We start from the raw sequence: 22335 nt of genomic DNA, 5'->3' as shown, positions 1-22335 counted from the left end.
CCAGTGCAGCGGAGCGTGGGCAGCCAGTAAATAGTTACCGCTAACTATTTCGCGGACTGAGACACCGGGGCGGAGGCGGTTGGCATGATGGCGTCGTGTCCACGATCGTCTTCCTCCACGCCCACCCCGACGACGAGGCGTCCCAGACCGCCGGTGCGATGGCCCGTGCCGTCGCGGAGGGGCACCGCGTCGTCACCGTTTTCGCCACCAATGGCGACCATGGCGAGCTCCCGTCCGGCGGCCTCCCCGAGGGCGAGACCCTGGTCCACTGGCGTCGTCGTGAGGCCCAGGCCAGCGCGGATGCCCTGGGGGTCCAACGGATCGCGTGGCTGGGCTACCGCGACTCGGGCATGACCGGCTGGGCGCAGAACTCGGACGAGGGCGCCTTCACCGGTGCCGATCTCGACGAGGCGGCGACAAGGCTCGCGGCGATCCTCGATGAGGAGGATGCCGACGTCCTGGTGGGCTACGACTGGCACGGCGGCTACGGCCACCCCGACCACGTCAAGGTCCACGCCGTGGTCCACCGCGCAGCCGAGCTGGCCGCCCGTCGCCCTCGACTGCTCGAGTCGACGATGAACCGGGACGCCGTGCGCGGGGTCTTCCAGGCGGCGGTGGCAGCCGGTGCCGGGGACAAGGCGTTCGACCCCGACAGCCCCATGGACGACGGCAACCCGCTCGGCACGCCCGAGGCCGAGATCACCTGGCAGGTCGACGTGGGCGACTACCTCGAGCAGCGTCGCGCCTCCCTCGAGGCGCACCGGAGCCAGGCGAGTGACATCGAGGGGATGCTCTCGATGCCCCCGGACTTCTTCGCGATCTTCTTCGGGCGCGAGCACTACCTCGAGCCCGGCCTCGACCGTGCCCAGCACCCAGGGATGCAGGTGGGCTGGCCGTTCGGTGACTGACGCCGCCCGGGCAGCCGCGCCGCTCGGTCCTGTCGCCCTGCTCCGCCTTCCCCAGGTCGCGCGGCTGTTGTTCTCCGCCGTGGTCGGGCGACTGCCCAATGGCATGGTCCCGCTCGCCCTGGTGCTCTTCGCCCGCGACACCGGCAGCGGCTACGGCCGGGCCGGTCTGCTCACCGCGGCATACTCCCTCGGGTGTTGCCTGGGTGGGCCTGCCCTCTCGCGCGTGATGGACCTGCGTGGACAGCGCGCCGCGCTGGTGCTGGGTGGGCTGGTCTCGTCGTTCGCGCTCGCGGTGCTCCCGTGGGTGCCGTCCGGAGGCGCGCTGTTCGTGGCCCTGGTCGCCGGGCTGGCGACGCCACCGCTCGAGCCGGCCCTGCGCACCCTGTGGCCATCCGTGCTGTCGCCGCGCCAGGTGCCGTCGGCGTTTGCGCTCGACGCGGCGGCCCAGGAGCTGATCTTCGTGATCGGTCCGCTGGTCGTCCTGGTCGCCCAGCTGGGTGGCAGCGGTGGCGGGCTGGTGGCGGCCGCTGCCATCGGGTTGGCCGGCACTGCCTGGTTCGTCGCGTCGCGCGCCTCGGGTGCGTGGGTGCCGCCCGTGCACGAGGACAGGCACTGGCTCGGACCGCTGCGTTCGCGCCGGCTGTGCGTGCTGTACGCCGCGGTTGCGCTCGTGGGACTGACCATCGGGGTGCCGGCCGTCGCGCTGGTTGCCTATGCCGAGTCGACCGGCGACCGCGGGCTGGCACCCTGGCTCGTGGCCGCCAACGCCCTCGGAGCCCTCGTCGGCGGGGTTGCCTACAGCCCGCGCGCGCCCCACCGCGATCCGCGCCGTGACCTGCTGCTGGGGCTGGGACTGGTCGCGCTGACGTATGCCGCCCTGGCCTGGGTGCCGTCGAACGCCCTGGTGATGGGTCTGCTCGCCGTCGCCAGCGGGGTCGGCCTGCCGGTGGTCCTCACGTGCGTCTTCCAGCTGGTCGACCGGCTGGCCCCGGTCGGCACGACCACCGAGGCGTTCGCGTGGCTGATCTCCGCGTTCCTGGTGGGTTCGTCGGCGGGTGCCGCCGCCGCAGGCTCGCTGTCGGACGCAGGGCAGATCGGCGCAGCCTTCCTCGTGGCCGCGGGGTCCGCGCTGGCCGCCCTGGCAGTGGCGCGGGTCGTCGTCCGTCCGGCCCATCCCGTCAGAGGTGCTTGAGGGCCTCGCGCCGGCTCAGTCCGCTCAACCTGTCGCCGTACTCCGCAACGGTCGCACGTACCCAGTCCGGGTCGGTCCGCGCGTGCTGGCGCAGAGCCCATCCGATCGCCTTCCGGATCCAGAAGCTGGTGTCCGCGAGGTTGGGCTCGATGGCCTCACGCAGCAGCGCGAGGTCGGTCTGCTCCTTGAACGTCAGCTGGCTGATGATGGCGGTCCGGCGCAGCCACTGGTCGTCGTCCGTCGCCCACCCGCGCACCACGGGTGTCATGGTCGCCTTGTGGGACAACAGGATCGGCCCGATGCGGTTGCTCGCGACCTCGTCGACGTGGTCCCACCAGGCGCCAGTCACAAGGAGGTGGCGGTAGAGCGGGACCACGTCCGGGTCCTGCCACTCGCGGTAGGCGCGGTGTCCCGTGAGCGCCGTCGCGGCATACCGCTCCTCGCGGTGGGTGGCACCGTCCCAGAGCTCGCGCACCGCGCCGTCCCATTCACCGCGCCCCTCGATCCGGTATGCCGGGTCGGCCAGGATCGGTCGCAGCAGCGCCTTGAGCTCGGGGGAGGTCAGGCCGCGGTAGGGCATCGACGACTTCATGTAGGCCTGCTGGCTCACCGCACGCTCGGGGTCGCCCGCCCCGGCGAGGGCGGTCCGGACGGCATCGACGACGGGGTGGGTCACGCAGGCAGCATCCCAGCCTGCTCCGACAAGCGGGAGGGACAGGGCCCAGGCGTCGCCCGGGCATCGCGCGGGGATCGCGCGGGGATCGCGCGGGGAAGGCGGGGATCGTGCGGGGAGCGCGCGGGGATCACGTGCCGGTGGCAAGGGCCTCGTCGCGTCGCGCCACGAGCAAGGCCCGGGTGGACCCGAGCAGGGCCCCGGGCAGGCCGGTCGGCCGCAACCGCGGCGCGCCCGGTGGTGCCACGACCAGGTCGGCGCCGGGTGCCAGCCGATCGAGCAGGGCCGCCCCGCGGCCGGCAGCGGACGGTGCGACGCCCAGTCGCGGCCACAGGTCGCGCGCCAGCAGCTGACCCGTCGGCCCGATCAGTGCGTTGGCCTGGGCGGCTGCCCACACGAGTGCCCCCATCGCGGAGTCGTCACGGGTGCTGCGCAGCAGCATGCCGGGGTCGGCGGTCAGCGCTGCGGCGAGCAGGTGCCGCAGAGCGGCCACCAGCTCCTCGAGCCCGAACGCCTCGACAGCCAGGCGGTCGCACTCGGCACTGATCCTGTGCGCCCTGACCAGCAGGTCGACGGGCAGTTCAGGCAGGTCGAGAGGTCGTGTGACCAGTGGGCGGTCGTCGAGGTCGAGCAAGGCGCGACGACCCCCGACGAGGCAGTCCAGCCACCGCAGCTCGCGGTCGAGGTGGTCGGTCGCCATCGTCAGCGCCGGGCGGCGACGCCGCGCCGAGGGCTCCCACCGGCCGTCGCTGCCGTCCTCCACCCAGTGGTCGGCGGGCAGCCCGTCGACGAGGACCAGGTGGGTGATACGGGCCCGACGACCCAGGGTCTGTGCGCGCGCGTCGCGGGCTGTGGTGGCTGCCTCGGCTTCCGCCTCGTCCGTCCACCGGGTCGACCAGTCCGAAGGGTCGTTCAGCGGCGCCCCGGCCGCAGCGGGCGGTGTGCGGTGGCTCGGCGAAGGTGGTGGCGACGTCATGTCCCCACCATGACAGCGACAGCGGGACCACCCGGCAGATATCCACAGCCCGCCCCGCGGGGCTCACGGCGCGAGGCTCAGTCAGCGTGGCTCAGGCGGCGCCGTAGCGCGCCTGTGCGCGGGCCCTGGCCTTGGCCGCCTCGGTCTCACGGTCCTTCGGCGGCGCCGTCGTGGTGAGGTGCTCGAGCAGGTGCTGGGTCGCGTGCGCGACCTCGGCGACGGCCTCGTCGAAGGCGGCCTGGTTGGCGGCGCTGGGCTTGGTGCTGCCGCTGACCTTGCGGACGTACTGGAGCGCCGCGGCGCGGACCTCGTCGGAGGTGGCGGCGGGCTCGAAGTTGTGCAGCTGGCGGATGTTTCGGCACATGCGGTCAGGCTACGTCGGGGCGGCCGAGTGTGTCGCGCGTCATGTGGACGAGCCACAGCGTGGACACGCCCGAAAATTTCCTGGGTCCACACCCGGTGGATCACGAACCTGCAGGTCAGCGGCGGGTTGTGCGACCAGGCGTCGCGAAATCCACAGGGTTATCCCCCGACTGTGCACAAGCAAGTCGGGCGTTGCGCACACCTTGTCCCCACCCTGTCCACAGGGCTGGTTTGAGGTGCGGGGCGGGCGGCCATACGTTGTGCCGGGTCACATGGTTCTGGTGTCGCAGACGCGAGATGTCGGTGGGCACTGGTGTACTCGAATCACACCGGTGGAAGTCGCCGCCAGTGGGCGTCGGATGTGGTGCCGTGGAGTGCGGTGACCTTTGAAATGCATGGCGGATGCGGTGCACGTCGAATGAAGTGACAGGGGAGTTGCGCGGGTGTCTCTTGCGGAGTTGAGCACGAGTGCGTTCGGCACCGGCGGTGACGGACCGCCGCCGAGCGACGAGCGCGTTCCCCCTCAGGACCTGCATGCCGAGCAGTCCGTCCTCGGCGGCATGCTGCTGTCCAAGGACGCGATCGCCGACTGCGTCGAGGGGCTGCGCGGCACCGACTTCTACCGACCCGCTCACGAGCTGATCTACGACGCGATCCTCGACCTCTACGGGCGGGGTGAGCCGGCCGACGCGATCACCGTGTCGGACGAGCTGTCCAAGCGCGGTGACCTGCAGCGGATCGGCGGCCAGGCCTACCTGCACACCCTCATCCAGGCTGTCCCGACGGCTGCGAACGCGGGCTACTACGCCGAGATCGTCAGTGAGCGGGCGGTGCTGCGCCGCCTCGTCGAGGCCGGCACCCGCATCGTGCAGCTCGGCTACCAGCAGGGCAACGGCGACGTCGAGGACATCGTCAACGCCGCCCAGGCCGAGGTCTACGCGGTGGCCGACAAGCGCGGCGGTGAGGACTACCACGCGCTCGGTGACATCCTCGAGGAGACGCTCAACGAGATCGAGGTGGCCGCGGGGCGCGACGCCAGCGAGATGCTCGGCGTGCCGACCGGCTTCATCGAGCTCGACGAGCTCACCCACGGCCTGCACCCTGGCCAGATGATCGTCCTCGCTGCCCGGCCGGCCGTCGGAAAGTCGACGATGGGCCTGGACATCGCCCGGTCGGCTGCCATCAAGCACAAGATGGCGACCGCCGTCTTCTCGCTCGAGATGAGCCGGTCAGAGATCACCATGCGTGTGCTCTCGGCCGAGGCGCAGATCCAGCTGCAGGACCTGCGCAAGGGCACGATCGGTGATGCGGGCTGGAAAAAGCTCGCGCGCATCATGGGTCAGATCTCGGATTCGCCCTTGTTCATCGACGATTCGCCGAACATGTCACTGATGGAGATCCGGGCCAAGTGCCGCCGGCTCAAACAGCAGCACAACCTCAAGCTGGTCGTGATCGACTACCTCCAGCTGATGAGCTCGGGCAAGAAGGTCGAGTCGCGCCAGCAGGAGGTGTCGGAGTTCTCGCGTGCGCTCAAGCTGCTCGCCAAGGAGCTCGAGGTGCCGGTGATCGCGATCAGCCAGCTGAACCGTGGTCCCGAGCAGCGCACCGACAAGCGCCCGCAGATGTCCGACCTGAGAGAAAGTGGATCGATCGAGCAAGACGCGGACATGGTGATCCTGCTCCACCGCGACAAGGCCGACCCGGGCCGCGAGGGTGAGGCCGACGTGATCGTGGCCAAGCACCGTAACGGTCCGACCAAGGACATCGTGCTGGCCTTCCAGGGCCACTACTCGCGCTTCGCTAACATGGCCCGCGACGGCTTCTGACCGGCCCACCCCGCCGGGGGCGTCAGACCCAGATCGCTGCGGGTATGCCGTCGGAGAAGGTCTCGGGCGGCTCCGGGAGCGAACGTGCGAGTCCGGTCGTGCGACGGGCCGCCGTCCACGCGGCGGCACACGCGTCGAGGACGTCGTCCGCGGCATACCCGTCGCCCTTGAGCACTGACGGTGACGCGATGCCCGCGGAGGCAAGGGCCGCCAGCCGGGCCGAGCGTCCCTCGTCGGTCTTCTTCGCGGCGATCAGCGGTGCGCCGGCCATGACGGCGAAGCTCAGCTCAGGGTGCACCTCGAAGACGGCCACGGTCGGTCGGCTGCGCACCCAGGCGTCGACTTCGAGGATCTTGTCGCGCAACCCGAAGGCGTGGGCGCCCACTCCCTGACCGGACCTGGTGCGGTTGACCGCGTCCGCGGCTTCCCGCGAACCCTGCTCGTAGGCCGCCCGGGTCAGCGTGGTGAAGACCGAGGAAGCCTTGCCCTTCAACGCTTTTCGCGCCAGGACGTCCGCCTGACGGGTGCTGTCGTCGGGAAGGCCGATGGGGATGTCGATCGCCACCGCCTGGAGGTCGAGGGTCTGGCGCACCATCTCCACCAGCGCGGCGATGGTGGCCGCGACGGCGATGCGCGGCCGCGGCGCGCCGGGCTCGAGGATGGCGCCCACCCAGCCGGCCTTGCACGCGTCGACGCCGAGCACGGGCACGGTCACCTCCACGCGCGGCGCCGGCGTCGGCCCGCCGGGTGGCTTCGTCTCCGGATCGGTAGGCCGCGTGGCGAGGTCGCCCACCTCCACCCCGAGCGCGTCGCCGAGGCGTCGCAGCGTGGTCGCGATCGCCGCCACTGCCTCCGCCACCTGTCCGCTCGCGGCGGGCTCGTCGGCCGTGAACCCCGCCGCTGCAGGTGCATCCAGCCTCGCGGCGAGGGCGGCCGCCTGCTGGGAAAGCTCGATGGACAGGTCGTGCGCGCTCGCCTCGCCCGCCATGTCTGCTCACCGCCGTTCGGTCGTGTCCGCCTGGCGCAGCGCGCCGTGCGCCAGCGTGCCACGACTCGCGCCGAACCCTCGATCAGGGTGTGCCGGAGTCTGCCCGAGCGCGGGATGGCACAGTGCAAGGTATGCCGCCGACCGAGTCCCAGCCGAACTCCGCCCCGCTCGCTGCGGAAACCTCGCTCGCTGCCAAGGCCTCGTTCGACGTCGAGGCCCTGCGCGGCCAGTTCCCCGCGCTGCGGGGAGGGGCGGCGCACTTCGACGGACCAGGTGGCTCGCAGAACCCGCAGGCGGTGGCCGATGCCATTGCCCGCCAGCTGACCTCCCCCATGTCGACCAGGGGCGCAGTCACCCACGCGGAGCGCAACTCCGACGCTGCGGTGCGCGATGCCCGGACCGCGGTGGGGGACCTGCTTGGCGCGGACCCGACTGCAGTGGTCTTCGGCCGCAGCATGACGGCGCTGACCTTCGAGATGGCGCGGACCCTGTCCCGCGGCTGGGGTCCGGGGGACGAGGTGGTCGTGAGTCGGCTCGACCACGACGCGAACATCCGCCCGTGGGTGCTGGCCGCCGCGGCGGTCGGTGCGACGGTGCGCTGGGCAGAGTTCGACCCAGGCACCGGTGACCTCGATCCTGCGGCCTTCGCCGAGGTGGTCGGCGACCGGACCCGGCTCGTCGCCGTTACTGCCGCGTCCAACCTGATCGGAACCAGGCCCGCCCTTCCGGAGATCGCCGACATCGCCCATGGCGCTGGAGCCCTGCTCTACGTCGACGCCGTGCACCTGGCCCCCCACGGGCTGATCGACCGGGCGGCCATGGGCGCCGACTTCGTGGCCTGCTCGCCCTACAAGTTCTTCGGCCCGCACTGCGGCGCCCTGGCGTCGACCCCGGAACTGCTGGAGACGCTTCACCCCGACAAGCTCCTGCCCTCCTCCGACGCCGTTCCCGAGCGGTTCGAGCTCGGGACGCTGCCTTACGAACTGTTGGCCGGAGTGACTGCGGCCGTCGACGTGCTGGCGGGGATCGTGCCCGGTGACGGCAGTCGGCGCGAGCGGCTCGCCGGCTCTATGGCAGCTGTGAGCCGGCACGAGCTGGGCCTGCGCGAACGTCTGGAGACCGAGGTGTCGGCGCTCCCCGGCGCGACCCTGCACTCGCGGGCTGACCACCGCACCCCGACCATCCTCGTGACGTTCGAGGGCCAGGACAGCACGGCGCTGTCCCGCCACCTGGCCGATCGGGGAGTCAACGCCCCTGCCGGGAACTTCTACGCGGTCGAGGCGTCCCGGGTCCTGGGGCTCGGGGACGCCGGTGGTCTCCGCCTGGGCGTCGCGTCCTACACGACGGACGAGGACGTCGACCGGCTGGTGACGGGTCTGCAGGCGTACCCGTTCTGAGGAATGTGGCTCGCCGCCCACTGCTGCTTTGGCACCTGTCTGCGCCGCCGCTTCGCGCGTAGACTCGACGAGCAAGGCTGCCCCGGACCCGGTGGCGTACCACCACGGCGCATCACCACCGGGAGTCCGTCATGAGCACCCTTCCCAGTCCCGTGTCCTCGACGGCGGACGCCCCTCGACGGCTGTACGCGGACGTGAATGCGGCCGTGCGCGCCGCAGGACTGATGGATCGGCGGCTCGGGTCCTACGCCGGCCACTTCGCGTTCAACCTCCTCGGACTCCTCACCGTGGTGGCCGCGATGGTGCTCTGGCGCAACTCGTGGTGGCTGATCGCGTGGGCGGCGGTGCTGGCGGTGGTGTCGGTGCAGATCGGGTTCCTCGGTCACGACATCGCGCACCGTCAGGTCTCGCGCAGGGCCAGGACGGCCACCCTGCTCGGTCTGCTCCACGCCAACCTGCTCAGTGGGCTCAGCTACGGGTGGTGGGTCGACAAGCACAACGCCCACCACGCGCACCCCAACGACCTCGACACCGACCCCGACGTGCGTGCCGGAGCCCTCGTGTTCGACGTCAGCCAGGCGGTCGGACGCCGGGGGCTGGCCGCGACGGTCACGAGGTACCAGGCGTGGCTCTTCTTCCCCATGCTCACCTTCGAGGCCGCGAACCTCTATGTCGCCGGCCTCCGCACGCTGGTCCGCCCGGGTTCCCGTTACCGGACGACCGAGATCCTCCTGATCGGCTGCCACACGCTGGCCTACGTCTCACTCGTGGCGGCCACCATGACGTGGGTGCAGGGTCTGGTCTTCGTCACCGTCCACCAAGGGCTTCGCGGTCTCTACCTCGGCGTGTCTTTCGCCCCCAACCACAAGGGAATGCCCGTGCTCTCCAGGGCCGACGAGGCGGACCCGTTCCTGCGCCAGGTGCTCACGTCCCGCAACATCCGCGGTGGCCCGGTGGTCGACTGGGCCCTGGGCGGGCTGAACTACCAGATCGAGCACCACCTCTTCCCGAGTATGCCGCGGGCGAACCTTCCCCGGGCGCAGGTGATCGTGCGCTCGTTCTGCGACCGCAACGGCGTTCCCTACGTCGAGGCCTCTGCGCCCTCCTCGTACGCGGACGTCGTTCGCCACCTGCATGCCGTCGGCGCCTCGTTGCGCGAGCGTGCCTGAGCCTGCGGACTTCAGCGACCTCAGCGACTTCAGCAACCTCAGCGGGCGACGACCAGGCCGAGCCAGTCCGCCAGGTCCTCGATCTCGGCGTCGACCGCGGACCGCAGCCCGGCAGGGAACGGCTCGTCCTCGTGGACCGCAGCGATCCGCAACACCCCCGCCGCCAGGTCGGCGGTGGCGTCGACCTTTCCGACCAGCCGGTCGGCGTGCAGGATCGGCAGCGCCCAGTAGCCCCACCGGCGTTTGGCAGCCGGCTTGTACATCTCGAGCTGGTACTCGAACTCGAAGAGCTCGGTCATCCGCTTGCGGTCGAACACCAGCCGGTCCAGTGGGGACAACAGCACAGTGCGTCCGGCGAACGGCTCGTCGAGGCGCTCCAGCTGCCGCGGGTCGACCCGCCAGGGCCCACGCAGGCCCTCCACGAAGACCACCTCGCCGACCTGGCCCACGTCGTTCGGCTCCCCGGAGACCTCGACTGCCTTCTCGCGGGCCAGCCCGATTGCGGCCAGTCGCCGCCGGGCGCGCTCCCCAAGGGCCTCGTCCACGGGCACGGCCCTGGTGTCGGGGAAGACCCGCCTGGCCAGGTCCCACTGCCGTTCGCGCCCCTCGCGGCTGGCCACGGCCACCTCGCCCCGGGCCTCCATGAAGTCGAGCATGCGCTGGGTGTTCTTGTTGTTGGTCCAGCCGGTCGACCGCCACGGCACGACGCACGAGTCCGGCAGGTGTCGCGCCGCGAGGGGTGCCTCGGACTCGAGCTGCTCGAGGATGTCGAGGCGGCAGTCGTCGTTGGCCGACACCCACTCGGCGACGTCCATCTGCCAGTCGCGAAGCGGTTCGGGGCCAGGCCACTGGGCCATCTCCGCGCGGTAGAGGGAGATGTCCTCCGCTGGGCGCAGGAACCCCCTCAGCTCGACCACCGCCCGCTCCTGGAACAGCTCGTCGAGGTCGCCCACGGCGTAGCGACCGCCGAGGCGGCTCCAGCACACCAGGTCCGCGCTGGGCGCGACCGCCGCCGTCAGGTCGACCTGGACCGCCCCCAGGCGCCGCACCACCTCGAGCAGGTCCGTGGGCCGCGGTGCGTCGAGCAGCTGCGCCCGCACCGCGATACGTCGCGCCTCGGCGCGGGACAGCACGATGTCGGCCATCAGCCTCGGCCGGACTCCAGCGCCAGCCGCCGCTTCAGGATCTTCGCGAGGTAGTTCATCTGCGCGACGTGGGCCGAGTCACCGTCGCTCTGCAGCACCGCCGGGCCCTGCGCGTCGGTGATGATCGCGACGGCATACCCGTCGACGATCCCCATCTGTCGGGTGACCGTGTTGCTCCGCAACCAGCCTCCCTTGAAAGGGCCGGCGCCGATGGTCCCCAGGCCCCACCGGTGCGCGGAGATCGGTCGCATCGACGACAGCAGGTAGGCGCTCGCAGCCTTGGACACCACTCGCCCCGCGCTGAGGGCGGCCATGAACCGGACCTGTTCGCGGATGGTCCACAGCATCCCGCCCTGGGAGGTGTCGGGGGCCACCGTCCGGGTGTCGCCGATCGACCGCAGGACCCTGGTGATGGCTGCGCCGGGGCTTCCCGGGATCGCGTCACGCAGGGCGACGACCGCGTTCGCGTCGGAGGCGGTGAGGGCGGCGGTCACCCAGCGCTTCTGCTGCGCGGTGGCCCTGGCCGGGTCGCCGTCGCACACGGTGTCGAGGAAGGCGGCGACCACCAGCACCTTGGACGTCGACCACGCCTTGTAGCTCGACACCGACCCCTCGACGGTGACCTTGCCCGGGTTGCTGAGCGGGGCGAACGCGAAGGCGTCGTTGGGGTCCCCCGCGAGGCTGGTCCGCAGCGCGCCCGACGGCGCAGGGGAGGACGGCCTGGTCGACCGGGGTGGCTTCACCGCGGGTGCCTTGGTCTTCGGAGCGGCCCGGGTCGCCGTGGTCGTCGTGGAGCTCGTGGTCGTGCTGCTCGTCGAGGGCAACGTCGTACTGGTGGACGTCGTGCTGGCGGAACTCGTGGTGGCCGCGCGCGGCGCCTCCTCGGTGCCAGCGCACGCGCCGAGCGCGAGGCAGGCCACTGCCAACCAGACCGTGTGCCGCATGGTCACCGAGGGTAACCCGGCCGCCTCCCAGCGCGAACCACCTGTGGGACCTGCATCGCGAACGCCGACGTGGCGGCGGCCGAGCCATCAATCGAGTTGGTGCGGCCTGACCGGGCCGGACATGATCGAGCCCATGACGTCGAAGGCGCAGAACTATCCGGACATGTGGGTCGACCCCGAGGACGACCCCCGCGAGGCGGCGGGCACGTCGGCCGGCACGTCGGCGGGGATTTCGGCGAGCGACGAACGCAGCGTCCTGGTCGACTACCTGCGGCACTTCCGGATGACCTTCGAGATGAAGTGCGACGGCCTCGACGCCGAGCAGATGGCCCGACGGTCGGTCGAGCCGTCCACCATGTCCCTGCTGGGGCTGCTCCGGCACCTGGCCGCGGTCGAGCACACCTGGTTCCGGATCACGATGGACGGCGAGGTCGTGCCGCGGCTGTGGGGCAAGGACGACGACCGCGACGCCGACTTCGACGGGGCCGTGGCCGACGACGAGGTGGTTGCCGAGGCCTGGCGGTCATGGCGCGAGGAGGTCGCCCACGCCGAGGCGTTCGTCGACGCAGCCGAGTCCCTCGAGCTGATGAGCACCCACCCCACCCGCGACCCGATCTCGTTGCGAGAGCTGCTCGTCCACCTGATCGAGGAGTACGCCCGGCACTGTGGTCACGCCGACCTCATCCGCGAGCGGATCGACGGCCGGACCGGCCAGTAGAGCGCCTGCGGCGCCTGCCAGGGCACGGCCACGCCGGGAACGCATAGCCTGTGCAGCGTGAGCACTGAGGCCGCACCGCCCGAACCGACGACCGTGCACGACGCGGTGCAGAGGTATGCCGCGATGCAGCCCGAGCTGCGCGTACCCACCGAGCAGTTCGTCTCGCTCGTCACCTCGCTGCTCGACGACGCCGGCATCAACTACGTCAGCGTCACGGGACGCACCAAGTCCGTGGCCTCCTTCGCCGCCAAGGCCTCGCGCACCGTCGACGGCGAACCCGAGTACGCCGATCCGCTGACCGAGATCACCGACCAGATCGGCGTGCGGGTCGTGACCTACCTGCACGGCGACGTCGACGCGGTGGCCGGGCTGCTGTCCGACGCGTTCAGCGTCCTCGACGACCGCGACATGGGGCGCGAGACGGCCCGGCAGGGCCGGTTCGGCTACTCCAGCCGCCACCTTCTCGTGGCGGCGGACCCCGTGAAGGGCGTGCCCGCGGCATACGAGGTGCTGAAGGGGCGCAGCGCCTCGGTGCAGGTGCGCACGATCCTCCAGCACGCGTGGGCGGAGTTCGAGCACGACGTGCGCTACAAGGGCACGATCCCCGCGGAGCACGTGCCCGACCTCGATCGCCGGTTCACGCTGGCCGCGGGGCTGCTGGAGCTCGCCGACCGGGAGTTCTCCGAGATCCGCGACACCCTTCAGGTGACGATGGGCGGCCAGCGGCTGACGGCGGACGAGGACGACCCGCGGATCAGCGCGTCGGACCTCGCGACCTTCCTCGCCGGCCAGTTCCAGGAGGCCGGCTGGTCGCGCACCGACCACTACGCCTGGATCTCGGGGCTGCTGCTCGAGCTCGGCATCACCTCGCTCGACGAGCTGTCCGGCCTGCTGTCGTCGATCGACCTGGAGGGCATCAACGCCCGGATGGGTTACCGCTACCCGGCCGGCGTGGTCCGCCGCCTCGACGACGCGCTGCTCGCGGTCTACGGCTCGCGCTACCTCGCCCTCCACGGCAACGCGCACCGCGAAGCCGCCCTGCGGACCAGGCTGGAGAAGCTCCGCGCCGTCTGAGCCGAGTCGGTTGTCCGCTCAGAGCCGGTCCAACAGCGCTCGGGCCTCGCCCAGGCGGTCGCGCTCACGTTCGAGCAGGGCACGCCGTTCGGCGCTCTTGTCGCCCTCCTCGGCCAACCGGCGGGCGGCCAGCACGTCGAGCTCGGCGCTCGTCCACTCGACGCAGGCCTGGAGGATCTCGGGCCCCTCGCGCCGCCACTGGCCGGCTCGGGCCTCGAGCTCGGACAGCCGACTTCGCGCCTCCTCGAGCTCACGGTGGTACTCGTGGGTCAACCGCTCGTGGGCCAGCGCCCCGACCGTGCCCTCCGTCCGGGCCGCGTCCAGCCGGCGCTGGTAGCCCTCGATCGCCTGTACCTGCGCCCGGGCCTCGCCGAGGTCGTGGACCAGCTCCGGCAGCAGCACCGAGGCGGCCACCCTCAGCTGCACGATCCGGGCCTCTTCCGCGGGCACCTGGCCGGCCAGGCTGCGCAGCTCGGCCATCTCCAGCTCGAGGAACAGCTCGAGCTGACCCACCTCGTGCGACAGCCGGGCCACCTGGCCGGGCAGCAGCCGGGCCTTGTCGCGCACCTCGAGGAACGGGTGCAACACCCATTCCCGCAGGTCACCGGAGCGATCGGTTGTGCGGTGCTGCACGTCCTTGAGGCGCCGTTGCAGCGTGCCCGAGAAGCCCGAGGGCGCGTCCGGCCGATCGGTCTCGGCGGACTCGGGCTCCACGGCACCCAGGTCGACCTGCAGGATGGCGTCGACGACCTGTCCGAGCTGTGCCACGCGGCCGAGCACGGCCTTCCACGCCGCGGTGCGCCACCGGATGTCGTCCAGGACCTTGAGGTCCTTGCGGACCCGCGTGGCGTCGATCACGCCCTCCCGGGTCTGCCGCTGCTTCTCCGCGAGGTCGCTGACGCGGTCCAGCTCGGCAAGGTAGCCCTGGAACTCGGTGGAGGCTGAGGTGACGAAGTCGGTCCAGGTGCTGAGCGGCACCCCGGTCTGCTGCTTGACGTACTGGCTGGCCAGTACCTTGACGGCACGCAGCGCCCCCGCGATCGGGAGGCCGATCAGGCCGAACCCGGCCAGGGACTGGCCGCCGCCCCCGCTGGGGCCGCCGCCATGGGTCACCACCCCCAGGGCAGCTTCCAGCGCCTCGAGCGTCTCGGCGACCTCCTTGCAGTCGGACTGCACGACGTCGACCGTTCGTCGCAGGGCCACGAAGCTCGTCTGGACCGCCACGGCGTCGCGCACGCTCAGCACGTTTCCGGTCACGGTTCCCGTCGTGTCCACCGTCATCGCCCCCTCAGCTGCTGCCCCGGCCGTGCGGGTGCCTGTGGTTGCCGCCCGATGGGGCGGACGACGGGCGGTCGGCTCCCCGTAGCCATGTTTCGGATTGTCCTCGCCCGCTCGATCCTGTCATCGGTCATTTGGACGAGGGGGGCGGCGGTCGAGCGGGCGTCGTCCAGCGCCTCCTGCCGACACCTGACGCTGTCACCTGCCGGGGCTAGTCTGCGAAGCATCCCTCCCTTCTCACGCAGGAGCGCGTCATGGCCTCGATCCTCAACCCCTACATCTCGTTCCAGGACAACGCCCGGCAGGCGTTGGAGTTCTACCAGGAGACCTTCGGCGGTGAGCTGACGGTGAGCACCTTCGGGGAGTACGGCGACCCCAGCCAGCCCGGTGCCGACGGCATCATGCACGGCAACCTCAAGACCCCCGCCGGCTTCACCATCATGGCCGCCGACACCCCGCCCGGCATGGACTACACCCCCGGCACCAGCATCTCGGTCAGCCTCTCCGGCGAGGGCGACGACGGCGACGAGTTGCGTGGCTACTGGGACAAGCTGTCGGCCGACGGCACGGTCTCGGTGCCGCTGGAGAAGCAGATGTGGGGCGACGAGTTCGGCATGTGCACCGACCAGTTCGGCATCGGCTGGATGGTCAACATCGCCGGGACGCCCGCCTAGGTCGTCGGCTCGACGGGGCCGGACGCCGACCGTGTCCCGACTAACAGTGGGCCAGAAGTGGGTCTAGGGGCGGAGCCAGGCCGTCGCGTCGGTGGGAAGCAGCCCGTCCTCGAGAGGGATGCTCGACAGCAGCACGCGGTCCACGGGCAGCTCGACCGGAATGCCTGAGAGGTTGGCGACGCAGCGCAGCGCCTCACCACGCTCGAAGTCGAGGACGTCAGGTGCCGACTCGCGCCACGCGAGCTCCTCGCCATCGAGCCCTCCGGTGTCGCGGCGCAGTCGCAAGGCTTGGCGGTAGAGCGCCAGCATCGATGCCGGGTCGCCATCCTGCGCCTCGACGGTGAGCTCTCTCCACGACTGCGGCTGCGGCAGCCATGGCGTGACGCCGTCGGGGGAGAATCCGAAGGGAGGCTCCTGCCCGCTCCATGGCAACGGCACCCTGCAGCCGTCTCGTCCGCGCATCTCGCCGCCGCTGCGCAGGAACATCGGATCCTGGAGCACCTCGTCGGGCAGGTCGTCGACGTTGGGCAGGCCGAGCTCCTCTCCCTGGTAGATGTAGGCACCACCCGGCAGCGCGAGCATCAGCATCGCGGCTGCCCGTGCACGCCGCGTCCCCAGCGCCAGGTCGGACACCTCGCCCTCACCGTCGCTGATGAAGTACGAGCTTGTCGTCGGCCGGCCGTAGCGGGTGACCGGACGGATCTCGTCGTGGCTGGTCAGCACCCACGTGGAAGGCACGCCCAGCGGCGCGAACGACGACAGCGTGTCGTCGATGACCTGGCGCAGCGGCCCGGCCTCCCACGGCCCCTTGAGGTAGGGGAAGTTGAAGGCGGTGTGCATCTCGTCGGGGCGCAGGTAGGCGGCCAGCCGCTCCGGCGTGCTGACGACGGCCTCGGCGACGAACGCGCGGTCACCGTCGTAGGTGTCGGCGATAGCCCGCCACCGCCGGAAGATGTCGTGCACCGTGTCGACGTCCCAGTGCGGGTTGTCGTCCCAGTCGACGGTGCGGAACTGCAGCACCCCGCCGTAGTCGGCGTCCGGCAGCCCTGCCTTCTTGGACATGGCGGGCGCAGCGTCGATGCGCAGTCCGTCGACCCCGCGGTCGAACCAGAACCGCAGCACGTCGTCGAAGTCGTCCAGCACTGCCTCGTTGCTCCAGTCGAGGTCGGGCTGTTCGGGGGCGAACAGGTGGAGGTACCACTGCCCCGGCGAACCGTCCGGCTCGACGATCCGCGTCCAGGCCGGCCCGCCGAACGCGCTGATCCAGTTGTTGGGGGGCTCGCCTCCATCGGCACCTCGGCCGTCGCGGAAGAAGTAGCGCGCGCGCTCCGGCGACCCCGACCCGGCCGCGAGGGCCGCGAGGAACCACGGGTGCTGGTCGGACGTGTGGTTGGGGACGAGGTCGATGATGACCCGCAGGCCGAGGGCGCGGGCCTCGCTCAGGACGGCGTCTGCGTCCTCGAGGGACCCGAACATCGGGTGTATGCCGCGGAAGTCGCTGACGTCGTAGCCTCCGTCAGCCATCGGCGAGGGAAACCACGGCGAGATCCAGAGCCCGTCGACCCCGAGGTCGGCGAGGTAGGGAAGCTTGGCCCGCAGGCCCTGCAGGTCGCCCTCCCCGTCGCCGTTCCCGTCGGCGAAGCTGCGCGGGTAGACCTGGTACATCACAGCGGAGCGCCACCACGGGGACGGCTCTGGGTCGACTGCCACAGGCTGAACCTACTGGCTCCGAGCAGCTTCCGACAGGGCACGCGCATCGGCGCCCGACCCGTGGGTCGGACGCCGATGTCGTGGAGGTCGCAGGCCCGCGACGAGGGCGTGGGGCCTCGTCAGTGGACCACCACAGGCGGCACTCCTTGTTCGTCGAGCAGGTGCGACTTCTCCTGCTTGCGCGGCAGGAAGTACGCCGGGATCAGCGTCAGGCTCACCAGGATCGCCGCCCACCAGTAGGTGTGGGCGAACGCGCTCGCAGCCGCGACCGGTGCCTGCGCTGGGCTGGACGGCGGGTTGTCCTTGAGGGCGTTGGTCAGGACCACCGAGAACAGGGCCACGCCGACGGAGCTGGCGATCTGCTGGGTGATGTTGAGCAGCGTCGACCCTCGCGCGACCTCGTGGTGGGTGAGCGTCTTGAGCGCAGTGGTGAAGATCGGCATCATCGTGCCGCCCATGCCCAGCCCCATGACGAACAGCACCGGGATGAGGAAGCCCCAGTGTGAGGAGTCCGCCTCGATCTGGGTCAGCGCGAACATGCCGCCGATGATGAGCACCAGTCCGAACGGCACGATCCGCCCGACCGGGAACTTGTCGACCAGGGTGCCGGCGATCGGCATGGTCAGCATGGCGCCGACGCCCTGCGGGGCGACCAGCCAGCCTGCGTTCAGCGGTGTCTCGCCCTGGACCTGCTGGAGGAACTGGGGCACGAGCAGCAGGCCGCCGAAGAACGACGCCGCGAAGATGAACATCGTGATGACCGAGACCGTGAGGTTGCGGTTCTTGAACAGTCGAAGGTCGAGCAGCGGGTGCTTGGGCCGGAAGCTGTAGAGCACGAACGCGACCATCAGGGCCAACCCGACGAAGCCCGGGACCAGCACCTTGGCGTGGCCGATGCCGCCCTCACCGGGGATGGACGAGACGCCGTAGAGGAAGAGTGCCAACCCGGGGCTCATCATCAGCATGCCGACGAAGTCGAACGACTCGGACGGCTGGGGGTTGTCCTTGGCCAGCGCGAGCCCTGCGTAGACCAGGGCAACGAGCCCGATCGGGGCATTGATCAGGAAGATGTAGTGCCAGCTGAAGTGGTCGATCAGCCAGCCACCGAGGATGGGGCCGAAGATCGGGCCGAGCAGCATCGGCACGCCGAGGATGGCCATCAGGCGGCCCATCCGGGCGGGGCCGGCGGCGCGGGTCATGATCGTCATGCCGAGCGGCATCAGCATCCCGCCGCCGAGGCCCTGGAGGACGCGGAAGCCGATCAACATGCCGATCGACGTCGCCGCAGCGCACAGGACCGAGCCGAGGGTGAACAGCAGGATCGCGAGCATGTAGAGGCGCTTGGTGCCGAAGCGGTCGGCCGCCCAGCCGGACAGCGGGATCACCGTCGCGAGCGCAAGGGTGTAGCCGGTCACCGTCCACGCGACGGTGGAGTACGCGAGTGGCTCGCCGCCGAAGGCCGTCTGGAAGGTGCGCAGCGCGACGTTGACGACGGTGATGTCGAGGATCGACATGATGGCCCCGAGGACGACGACGCCAGCGACCTTCAGGACGGCGGCGTCGATCTTCTCGGGGTAGACGACAGGTGTCGTGGCAGGTGCAGACACTGGGGGTCCTCTCGGGAACGGATGTGAGTCGTCGCGCTTCCCCCGCAACGGTGCGTGACGCAGGAAAAATCCTAGACCTGCGTACTGACAGCCCACACACCCTTTTTGCGGGCGCGGCATCGGTGCAGGTGGGAGGGTTGGCCGGTCGTTGTCGACCGACCCTCGGCCGGTCGTTGCCGACCGACCGTCAGGCGTTGCCGGCCGCTTCGAGGGCGGCGATGTCGAGCTTGTGCATCGTCATCATCGCGGCGAAGACCTTGGCGGCACGGTCGGGGTCGCCACTGGCGATCTCGTCCCAGTTCTCCGGCACGACCTGCCAGGACAGGCCGAACCGGTCCTTCAGCCAGCCGCAGGGACCTTCCTCGCCGCCGTCGGCGGTCAGGGCCTCCCAGTACTGGTCGATCTCGGCCTGGTCCTTGCAGTCGATCGTGATCGAGACCGCCTCGTCGAAGGTGAACTGTGGCCCGCCGTTCAGCGCCACGTAGGGCACCCCGTCGAGCTCGAAGCCCACCGTCAGCACCTCACCGGCGCGATCACCACTCCCCTCCGGATAGCGGGCGATCGTGCCGATGGTCGAGTTGGGGAACACCGACGTGTAGAACTCCGCGGCGTCCTGGGCCTGTCGGTCGAACCACAGGCAGACGTACTGGCGTGGCATGACGTGCTCCTTCCGTGTGCCGGCGCGGGTGCCCGCGTCCTGCAGGTGTTGACCGCCGCCGACGTCCGAACTCATCGGCGGGTATGCCGTAGCGTCGCCACCGTGGCCCCGTCACCTCCGTCGCTGCTCAGCGCACCGCGCGCCGACGCGGACGTCCCGGCCTACTGGCGGGCCCTCGACGTGCCGGGTCTGGCCGACATCCACGTGCACTTCCTGCCCGAGCCGATGCTCGCCAAGGTGTGGGCCTACTTCGACGAGGCCGAGCGGAACTACGGCCAACCGTGGCCGATCCACTACCGCGATGACGAGGCGACCCGCCTCGAGACCCTCCGGGCCCTCGGTGTCCGGGCCATCCCGGCGCTCGCCTACCCGCACAAGCCCGGCATGGCGGCCTGGCTCAACGACTGGTGCGCCGACTTCGCCGCGCGGGTCGACGGGGCCGTCCACTGCGCCACGTTGTTCCCCGAGCCGGGGGTCGGCGAGCAGGTGGAGCGGTCCTTGGACTCGGGAGCACGGCTGTTCAAGATGCACGTCCAGGTGGGTGGCTACAGCCCGGACGACCCCTTGCTCGACCCGGCCTGGGACGCGCTGGAGCGGGCTGGTGCTCCGGTCGTGCTGCACGCCGGGTCGGCCCCCAAGGAAGGCGCCTACACGGGACCCAAGGCGGTCGCCGCAGTCCTGGACCGGCACCCCGAGCTGACCCTGGTCATCGCACACCTCGGGATGGACGAGTACGACGCCTTCGCCGACCTGGCCGAGACCTTCCCCCGTGTGCACCTCGACACGACGATGGCCGGCACCGACTTCAGCAACCAGTTCGCGCCGCTGACCCCCGCCTACGTTGAGCGCCTCGCCGCCCTCGGTGACCGCGTGGTGCTGGGCACGGACTTCCCCAACATCCCCTATCCCTACGCCCACCAGATCGAGGCGCTGCACCGTCTCGGTCTGGGGGATGAGTGGATGCGAAAGGTGTTGTGGCACAACGGAGCACGCTTGCTCGGACTGGAGGACCAGGTTGCCTGACGAGACTCCCGTGACCGACCGGCTCGCCACCGCCATGCAGAGCCTGTATGCCGCCGCGCCCGATGAGTTCATGGCGGCCAGGTCCGCCCTCGTCGCTGCGGCGAAGGCGGACGGCGACGCCCCGGCCGCGACCGAGATCGGCAAGCTCCGCAAGCCCAGCCTCGCGGCCTGGGCAGTCAACCTCGCGGCGCGCACGGTGCCGGAAGTCGTGTCGGCGCTGACCGACCTCGGCGCGACGATGCGGGGGGCGCAGTCGCGGATGGACACGGGGTCCCTCACCGCCATGCGCGGCGACCGTGATGCCGCGGTGGACGCGTTCGTCCGCGCGGCGTCCGACGCGGTCAGTGCATCTGGCCGCAGCCTCAGCGCGGCAGCCCAACAGGACGTCCGGGCGACGGCGATCGCCGCGCTCGCCGACGAGCGCGCGTCCGCCGCCGTGACGTCCGGTCAGCTCACGCGGGCGTTGTCCTACAGCGGTTTCGGCGAGGTCGACCTGGCCGAGGCCGTGGCGCGCACCGCCGGGGGAGCGATCCTGACCATCCTCCCGGGCGGTCGTGGCCGGGGACCGGGCGGGGGACCGGGCAGGGGATCGGGCGTCCGTGACGCCGACTCCACCGACAGCGCGGGACAGGACGGGCAGGACGACGAAGGCAGTGACGGCGACGAGCCGCCGTCTGCCGAGGACCTCGAAGAGGCGCTGGCCGTGGCCGAGCGCCAGCTGGCCGAAGCCCAGGCCGCCGTCGACGCGGCACGCGAACGGGCGGAGGAGACGAGGGAGCGGCTGGCCGTCGTCGAGCGCCAGCTCACCAAGGCCAGGGAGGCCGACGAACGCGCGCTGGAAGCGGTCACCGACGCGGTCCGGGCGCGCAAGCAGGCCGAGGCCACGCGGCATACCGCGGAGCTGGCGCTGGACGACGCGCGCGGCCGCGACTGAAGCCCAGCCGGCGAGCAGGCCCCTGGCGCCGCTCGGGTCACCACCCGTGCGTGCCGGGTCCGCCCTTGAAGGGGCCGACGACGCGGTCGGTGATCCACCCGCCGTAGAAGCCTCCGGCCTGGGGGCGGACCACCTCACCGCCCACGACGCACCGGTCCACCTGCCCGGGCATCACCGCCACGGCATCCGTGAGCACCTCGAAGCCCGGCGTCGGTCGCGGGTAGGACCACCCCGCGCGTGGGGCGACCACGCCGCCCGCGACCAGGTCGAGGTAGGACGCCTGACCCTTCCACTCGCACCACGACGATCCCCCGGTGGGACGCAGGGCCCCGTCGACGAAGGCGTCGCGCGGCAGGTAGTAGGTCGGGGGGTGGCTCGTCTCCAGGACGCGCCACGACGCCGTGGTCCACGCGATGCGGAGGCCACCGAGCCACACCTCGACGGTCTCCGCGCTGGGTTCGACCCGGGGCGGCCGTGGGTAGTCCCAGACCGACTCCTGCCCGGGTGAGCCGGGCGAGGTGGGTTCAGGCGTGGGTCGTGGCATGACCTCACGCTAGGGCCCCGCGCCTGGGAGCGGCGCTCGGCGCCGGCGGGTACGTTGGGCGGACGGCGGTGGCACACGGAGGTGGCAGATGGCAGGGAAGCAGACGGGCATCGACCCCGAGGTCCCCCCGAGCGGGGACGGTTGCGTGGAATGCGTTGCAGCACAAGGGTGGTGGGTGCACCTTCGGAGGTGCGCCCAGTGCGGCCACGTCGGCTGCTGCGACACCTCGCCGAGCCAGCACGCGTCGCACCACTACGAGGAGACGGGCCACCCGGTGATCCGTTCGTTCGAGCCCGGGGAGGACTGGTTCTGGCACTTCGGTGATGAACGCGCCTTCCGGGGTCCGGACCTGGCCGCCCCACTGCACCACCCGCTGGACCAGCCCACTCCCGGCCCTGCGGGCGCCGTGCCCGCCGACTGGCAGCAGCACGTCCACTAGGTGCGCCGACCGTCGTGGTGTCGTCCCGAGGGGGTCGATCGGCTCAGGGTTGACCCTGAGATGACTAGTCACGTTCAGGGGTTCATCTAGGTATG

At 71.0% G+C, this 22335-nt stretch carries 22 protein-coding genes; 11 read left to right on the top strand and 11 right to left on the bottom strand.

The features are described from left to right. Positions 1–95 precede the first annotated feature (95 nt). Together AC1DS4_RS11490 and AC1DS4_RS11485 are read left to right on the top strand one after the other, a co-directional pair. Positions 96–908, top strand: coding sequence for a PIG-L deacetylase family protein (locus AC1DS4_RS11490; protein ID WP_477632849.1), 813 nt, complete (start codon positions 96–98; stop codon positions 906–908). Continuing rightward, a complete protein-coding gene (locus tag AC1DS4_RS11485; RefSeq protein ID WP_477624558.1) occupies positions 901–2100 on the top strand; it encodes an MFS transporter in 1200 nt (399 codons plus the stop codon). Before AC1DS4_RS11490 ends, AC1DS4_RS11485 begins: the two co-directional genes overlap by 8 nt. Here the strand turns inward: AC1DS4_RS11485 and AC1DS4_RS11480 are convergent. From AC1DS4_RS11480 to AC1DS4_RS11470, 3 genes are all read right to left on the bottom strand, one after another. Beyond that, the gene (locus AC1DS4_RS11480; RefSeq protein WP_477624557.1) at positions 2087–2776 is read right to left on the bottom strand and encodes a DNA alkylation repair protein; all 690 of its coding nucleotides are present in this window, start codon (positions 2774–2776) and stop codon (positions 2087–2089) included. The genes AC1DS4_RS11485 and AC1DS4_RS11480 overlap by 14 nt on opposite strands. Before the next feature lie 127 nt (positions 2777–2903). Next, positions 2904–3749 carry a hypothetical protein gene (locus AC1DS4_RS11475; protein WP_477624556.1) on the bottom strand — a complete coding sequence of 282 codons (846 nt, stop codon included), beginning with the start codon at positions 3747–3749 and terminating at the stop codon, positions 2904–2906. A gap of 91 nt (positions 3750–3840) precedes the next feature. Continuing rightward, a complete protein-coding gene (locus AC1DS4_RS11470) occupies positions 3841–4113 on the bottom strand; it encodes a DUF2277 domain-containing protein (protein ID WP_477614186.1) in 273 nt (90 codons plus the stop codon). Between the two features lie 457 nt (positions 4114–4570). On the opposite strand from AC1DS4_RS11470, the gene dnaB reads away from it, so the two are divergent. After that, positions 4571–5938: a replicative DNA helicase gene (dnaB, locus tag AC1DS4_RS11465; RefSeq protein WP_477614185.1), complete on the top strand. Its 1368-nt coding sequence runs from the start codon at positions 4571–4573 to the stop codon at positions 5936–5938. Between the two features lie 22 nt (positions 5939–5960). On the opposite strand, the gene AC1DS4_RS11460 is transcribed toward dnaB, so the two are convergent. After that, on the bottom strand, positions 5961–6926 hold the full coding sequence (locus AC1DS4_RS11460) for a DUF429 domain-containing protein (protein ID WP_477632848.1): 966 nt from the start codon (positions 6924–6926) through the stop codon (positions 5961–5963). Positions 6927–7057: 131 nt separating this feature from the next. On the opposite strand from AC1DS4_RS11460, the gene AC1DS4_RS11455 reads away from it, so the two are divergent. Together AC1DS4_RS11455 and AC1DS4_RS11450 are read left to right on the top strand one after the other, a co-directional pair. Further along, positions 7058–8323: a cysteine desulfurase-like protein gene (locus AC1DS4_RS11455; RefSeq protein ID WP_477632847.1), complete on the top strand. Its 1266-nt coding sequence runs from the start codon at positions 7058–7060 to the stop codon at positions 8321–8323. Positions 8324–8454: 131 nt separating this feature from the next. Continuing rightward, positions 8455–9492, top strand: a complete 1038-nt coding sequence (locus AC1DS4_RS11450) for a fatty acid desaturase family protein (RefSeq protein ID WP_477614181.1) — start codon at positions 8455–8457, stop codon at positions 9490–9492. Between the two features lie 38 nt (positions 9493–9530). Here the strand turns inward: AC1DS4_RS11450 and AC1DS4_RS11445 are convergent, their stop codons facing one another. Both AC1DS4_RS11445 and AC1DS4_RS11440 read right to left on the bottom strand, forming a co-directional pair. After that, complete coding sequence (locus AC1DS4_RS11445) at positions 9531–10637, bottom strand: DNA glycosylase AlkZ-like family protein (RefSeq protein WP_477632846.1); 1107 nt, start codon at positions 10635–10637, stop codon at positions 9531–9533. After that, positions 10637–11581, bottom strand: a complete 945-nt coding sequence (locus AC1DS4_RS11440; RefSeq protein WP_477632845.1) for a serine hydrolase — start codon at positions 11579–11581, stop codon at positions 10637–10639. The genes AC1DS4_RS11445 and AC1DS4_RS11440 overlap by 1 nt, the downstream gene beginning before the upstream one ends. Positions 11582–11714: 133 nt before the next feature. On the opposite strand from AC1DS4_RS11440, the gene AC1DS4_RS11435 reads away from it, so the two are divergent. Next, a complete protein-coding gene (locus AC1DS4_RS11435; protein ID WP_477632844.1) occupies positions 11715–12299 on the top strand; it encodes a DinB family protein in 585 nt (194 codons plus the stop codon). Positions 12300–12356: 57 nt separating this feature from the next. Then, positions 12357–13373, top strand: a complete 1017-nt coding sequence (locus tag AC1DS4_RS11430; RefSeq protein ID WP_477614177.1) for a GTP pyrophosphokinase — start codon at positions 12357–12359, stop codon at positions 13371–13373. Positions 13374–13391: 18 nt separating this feature from the next. Here AC1DS4_RS11430 and AC1DS4_RS11425 read toward each other — a convergent pair whose 3' ends face one another. Beyond that, positions 13392–14630, bottom strand: coding sequence for a hypothetical protein (locus AC1DS4_RS11425; protein WP_477632843.1), 1239 nt, complete (start codon positions 14628–14630; stop codon positions 13392–13394). Positions 14631–14905: 275 nt separating this feature from the next. Between AC1DS4_RS11425 and AC1DS4_RS11420 the strand changes: the two genes are divergently transcribed. Further along, complete coding sequence (locus AC1DS4_RS11420; RefSeq protein ID WP_477614175.1) at positions 14906–15325, top strand: VOC family protein; 420 nt, start codon at positions 14906–14908, stop codon at positions 15323–15325. 63 nt (positions 15326–15388) lie between these two features. Here the strand turns inward: AC1DS4_RS11420 and AC1DS4_RS11415 are convergent, their stop codons facing one another. The 3 genes from AC1DS4_RS11415 to AC1DS4_RS11405 form a co-directional block, all read right to left on the bottom strand. Then, positions 15389–16990, bottom strand: coding sequence for a glycoside hydrolase family 13 protein (locus AC1DS4_RS11415; RefSeq protein WP_477624624.1), 1602 nt, complete (start codon positions 16988–16990; stop codon positions 15389–15391). Between the two features lie 164 nt (positions 16991–17154). After that, positions 17155–18642, bottom strand: a complete 1488-nt coding sequence (locus tag AC1DS4_RS11410) for a DHA2 family efflux MFS transporter permease subunit (protein WP_477614174.1) — start codon at positions 18640–18642, stop codon at positions 17155–17157. Positions 18643–18829: 187 nt separating this feature from the next. Then, entirely contained in the window at positions 18830–19300 is a 471-nt protein-coding gene (locus AC1DS4_RS11405) for a VOC family protein (RefSeq protein WP_477624550.1), read from the bottom strand. Positions 19301–19402: 102 nt separating this feature from the next. Here AC1DS4_RS11405 and AC1DS4_RS11400 point away from each other — a divergent pair, with 102 nt between their 5' ends. Both AC1DS4_RS11400 and AC1DS4_RS11395 read left to right on the top strand, forming a co-directional pair. Beyond that, the gene (locus tag AC1DS4_RS11400; protein ID WP_477624549.1) at positions 19403–20323 is read left to right on the top strand and encodes an amidohydrolase family protein; all 921 of its coding nucleotides are present in this window, start codon (positions 19403–19405) and stop codon (positions 20321–20323) included. Between the two features lie 10 nt (positions 20324–20333). Then, positions 20334–21257 carry a hypothetical protein gene (locus tag AC1DS4_RS11395; protein WP_477624548.1) on the top strand — a complete coding sequence of 308 codons (924 nt, stop codon included), beginning with the start codon at positions 20334–20336 and terminating at the stop codon, positions 21255–21257. A gap of 37 nt (positions 21258–21294) precedes the next feature. Here AC1DS4_RS11395 and AC1DS4_RS11390 read toward each other — a convergent pair whose 3' ends face one another. Continuing rightward, the gene (locus AC1DS4_RS11390; protein WP_477624547.1) at positions 21295–21801 is read right to left on the bottom strand and encodes a DUF427 domain-containing protein; all 507 of its coding nucleotides are present in this window, start codon (positions 21799–21801) and stop codon (positions 21295–21297) included. Positions 21802–21889: 88 nt separating this feature from the next. Between AC1DS4_RS11390 and AC1DS4_RS11385 the strand changes: the two genes are divergently transcribed. Then, positions 21890–22240 (top strand): UBP-type zinc finger domain-containing protein, encoded by a 351-nt coding sequence (locus AC1DS4_RS11385; RefSeq protein WP_477632842.1) that lies wholly within the window; start codon positions 21890–21892, stop codon positions 22238–22240. The last annotated feature ends 95 nt before the right edge of the window (positions 22241–22335 follow it).

Source organism: Pedococcus sp. P3_C7 (assembly GCF_056402615.1).
This window is presented reverse-complemented; position numbering and strand designations above follow the sequence as displayed.

Bases quoted from the DNA above. Each gene is read 5' to 3' on its own strand.
- AC1DS4_RS11475 (WP_477624556.1), bottom strand. From the start codon at position 3,749: ATGACGTCGCCACCACCTTCGCCGAGCCACCGCACACCGCCCGCTGCG.
- AC1DS4_RS11470 (WP_477614186.1), bottom strand. From the start codon at position 4,113: ATGTGCCGAAACATCCGCCAGCTGCACAACTTCGAGCCCGCCGCCACC.
- AC1DS4_RS11460 (WP_477632848.1), bottom strand. From the start codon at position 6,926: ATGGCGGGCGAGGCGAGCGCGCACGACCTGTCCATCGAGCTTTCCCAG.
- AC1DS4_RS11455 (WP_477632847.1), top strand. From the start codon at position 7,058: ATGCCGCCGACCGAGTCCCAGCCGAACTCCGCCCCGCTCGCTGCGGAA.
- AC1DS4_RS11450 (WP_477614181.1), top strand. From the start codon at position 8,455: ATGAGCACCCTTCCCAGTCCCGTGTCCTCGACGGCGGACGCCCCTCGA.
- AC1DS4_RS11445 (WP_477632846.1), bottom strand. From the start codon at position 10,637: ATGGCCGACATCGTGCTGTCCCGCGCCGAGGCGCGACGTATCGCGGTG.
- AC1DS4_RS11440 (WP_477632845.1), bottom strand. From the start codon at position 11,581: ATGCGGCACACGGTCTGGTTGGCAGTGGCCTGCCTCGCGCTCGGCGCG.
- AC1DS4_RS11435 (WP_477632844.1), top strand. From the start codon at position 11,715: ATGACGTCGAAGGCGCAGAACTATCCGGACATGTGGGTCGACCCCGAG.
- AC1DS4_RS11420 (WP_477614175.1), top strand. From the start codon at position 14,906: ATGGCCTCGATCCTCAACCCCTACATCTCGTTCCAGGACAACGCCCGG.
- AC1DS4_RS11415 (WP_477624624.1), bottom strand. From the start codon at position 16,990: ATGTACCAGGTCTACCCGCGCAGCTTCGCCGACGGGAACGGCGACGGG.
- AC1DS4_RS11405 (WP_477624550.1), bottom strand. From the start codon at position 19,300: ATGCCACGCCAGTACGTCTGCCTGTGGTTCGACCGACAGGCCCAGGAC.
- AC1DS4_RS11390 (WP_477624547.1), bottom strand. From the start codon at position 21,801: ATGCCACGACCCACGCCTGAACCCACCTCGCCCGGCTCACCCGGGCAG.
- AC1DS4_RS11385 (WP_477632842.1), top strand. From the start codon at position 21,890: ATGGCAGGGAAGCAGACGGGCATCGACCCCGAGGTCCCCCCGAGCGGG.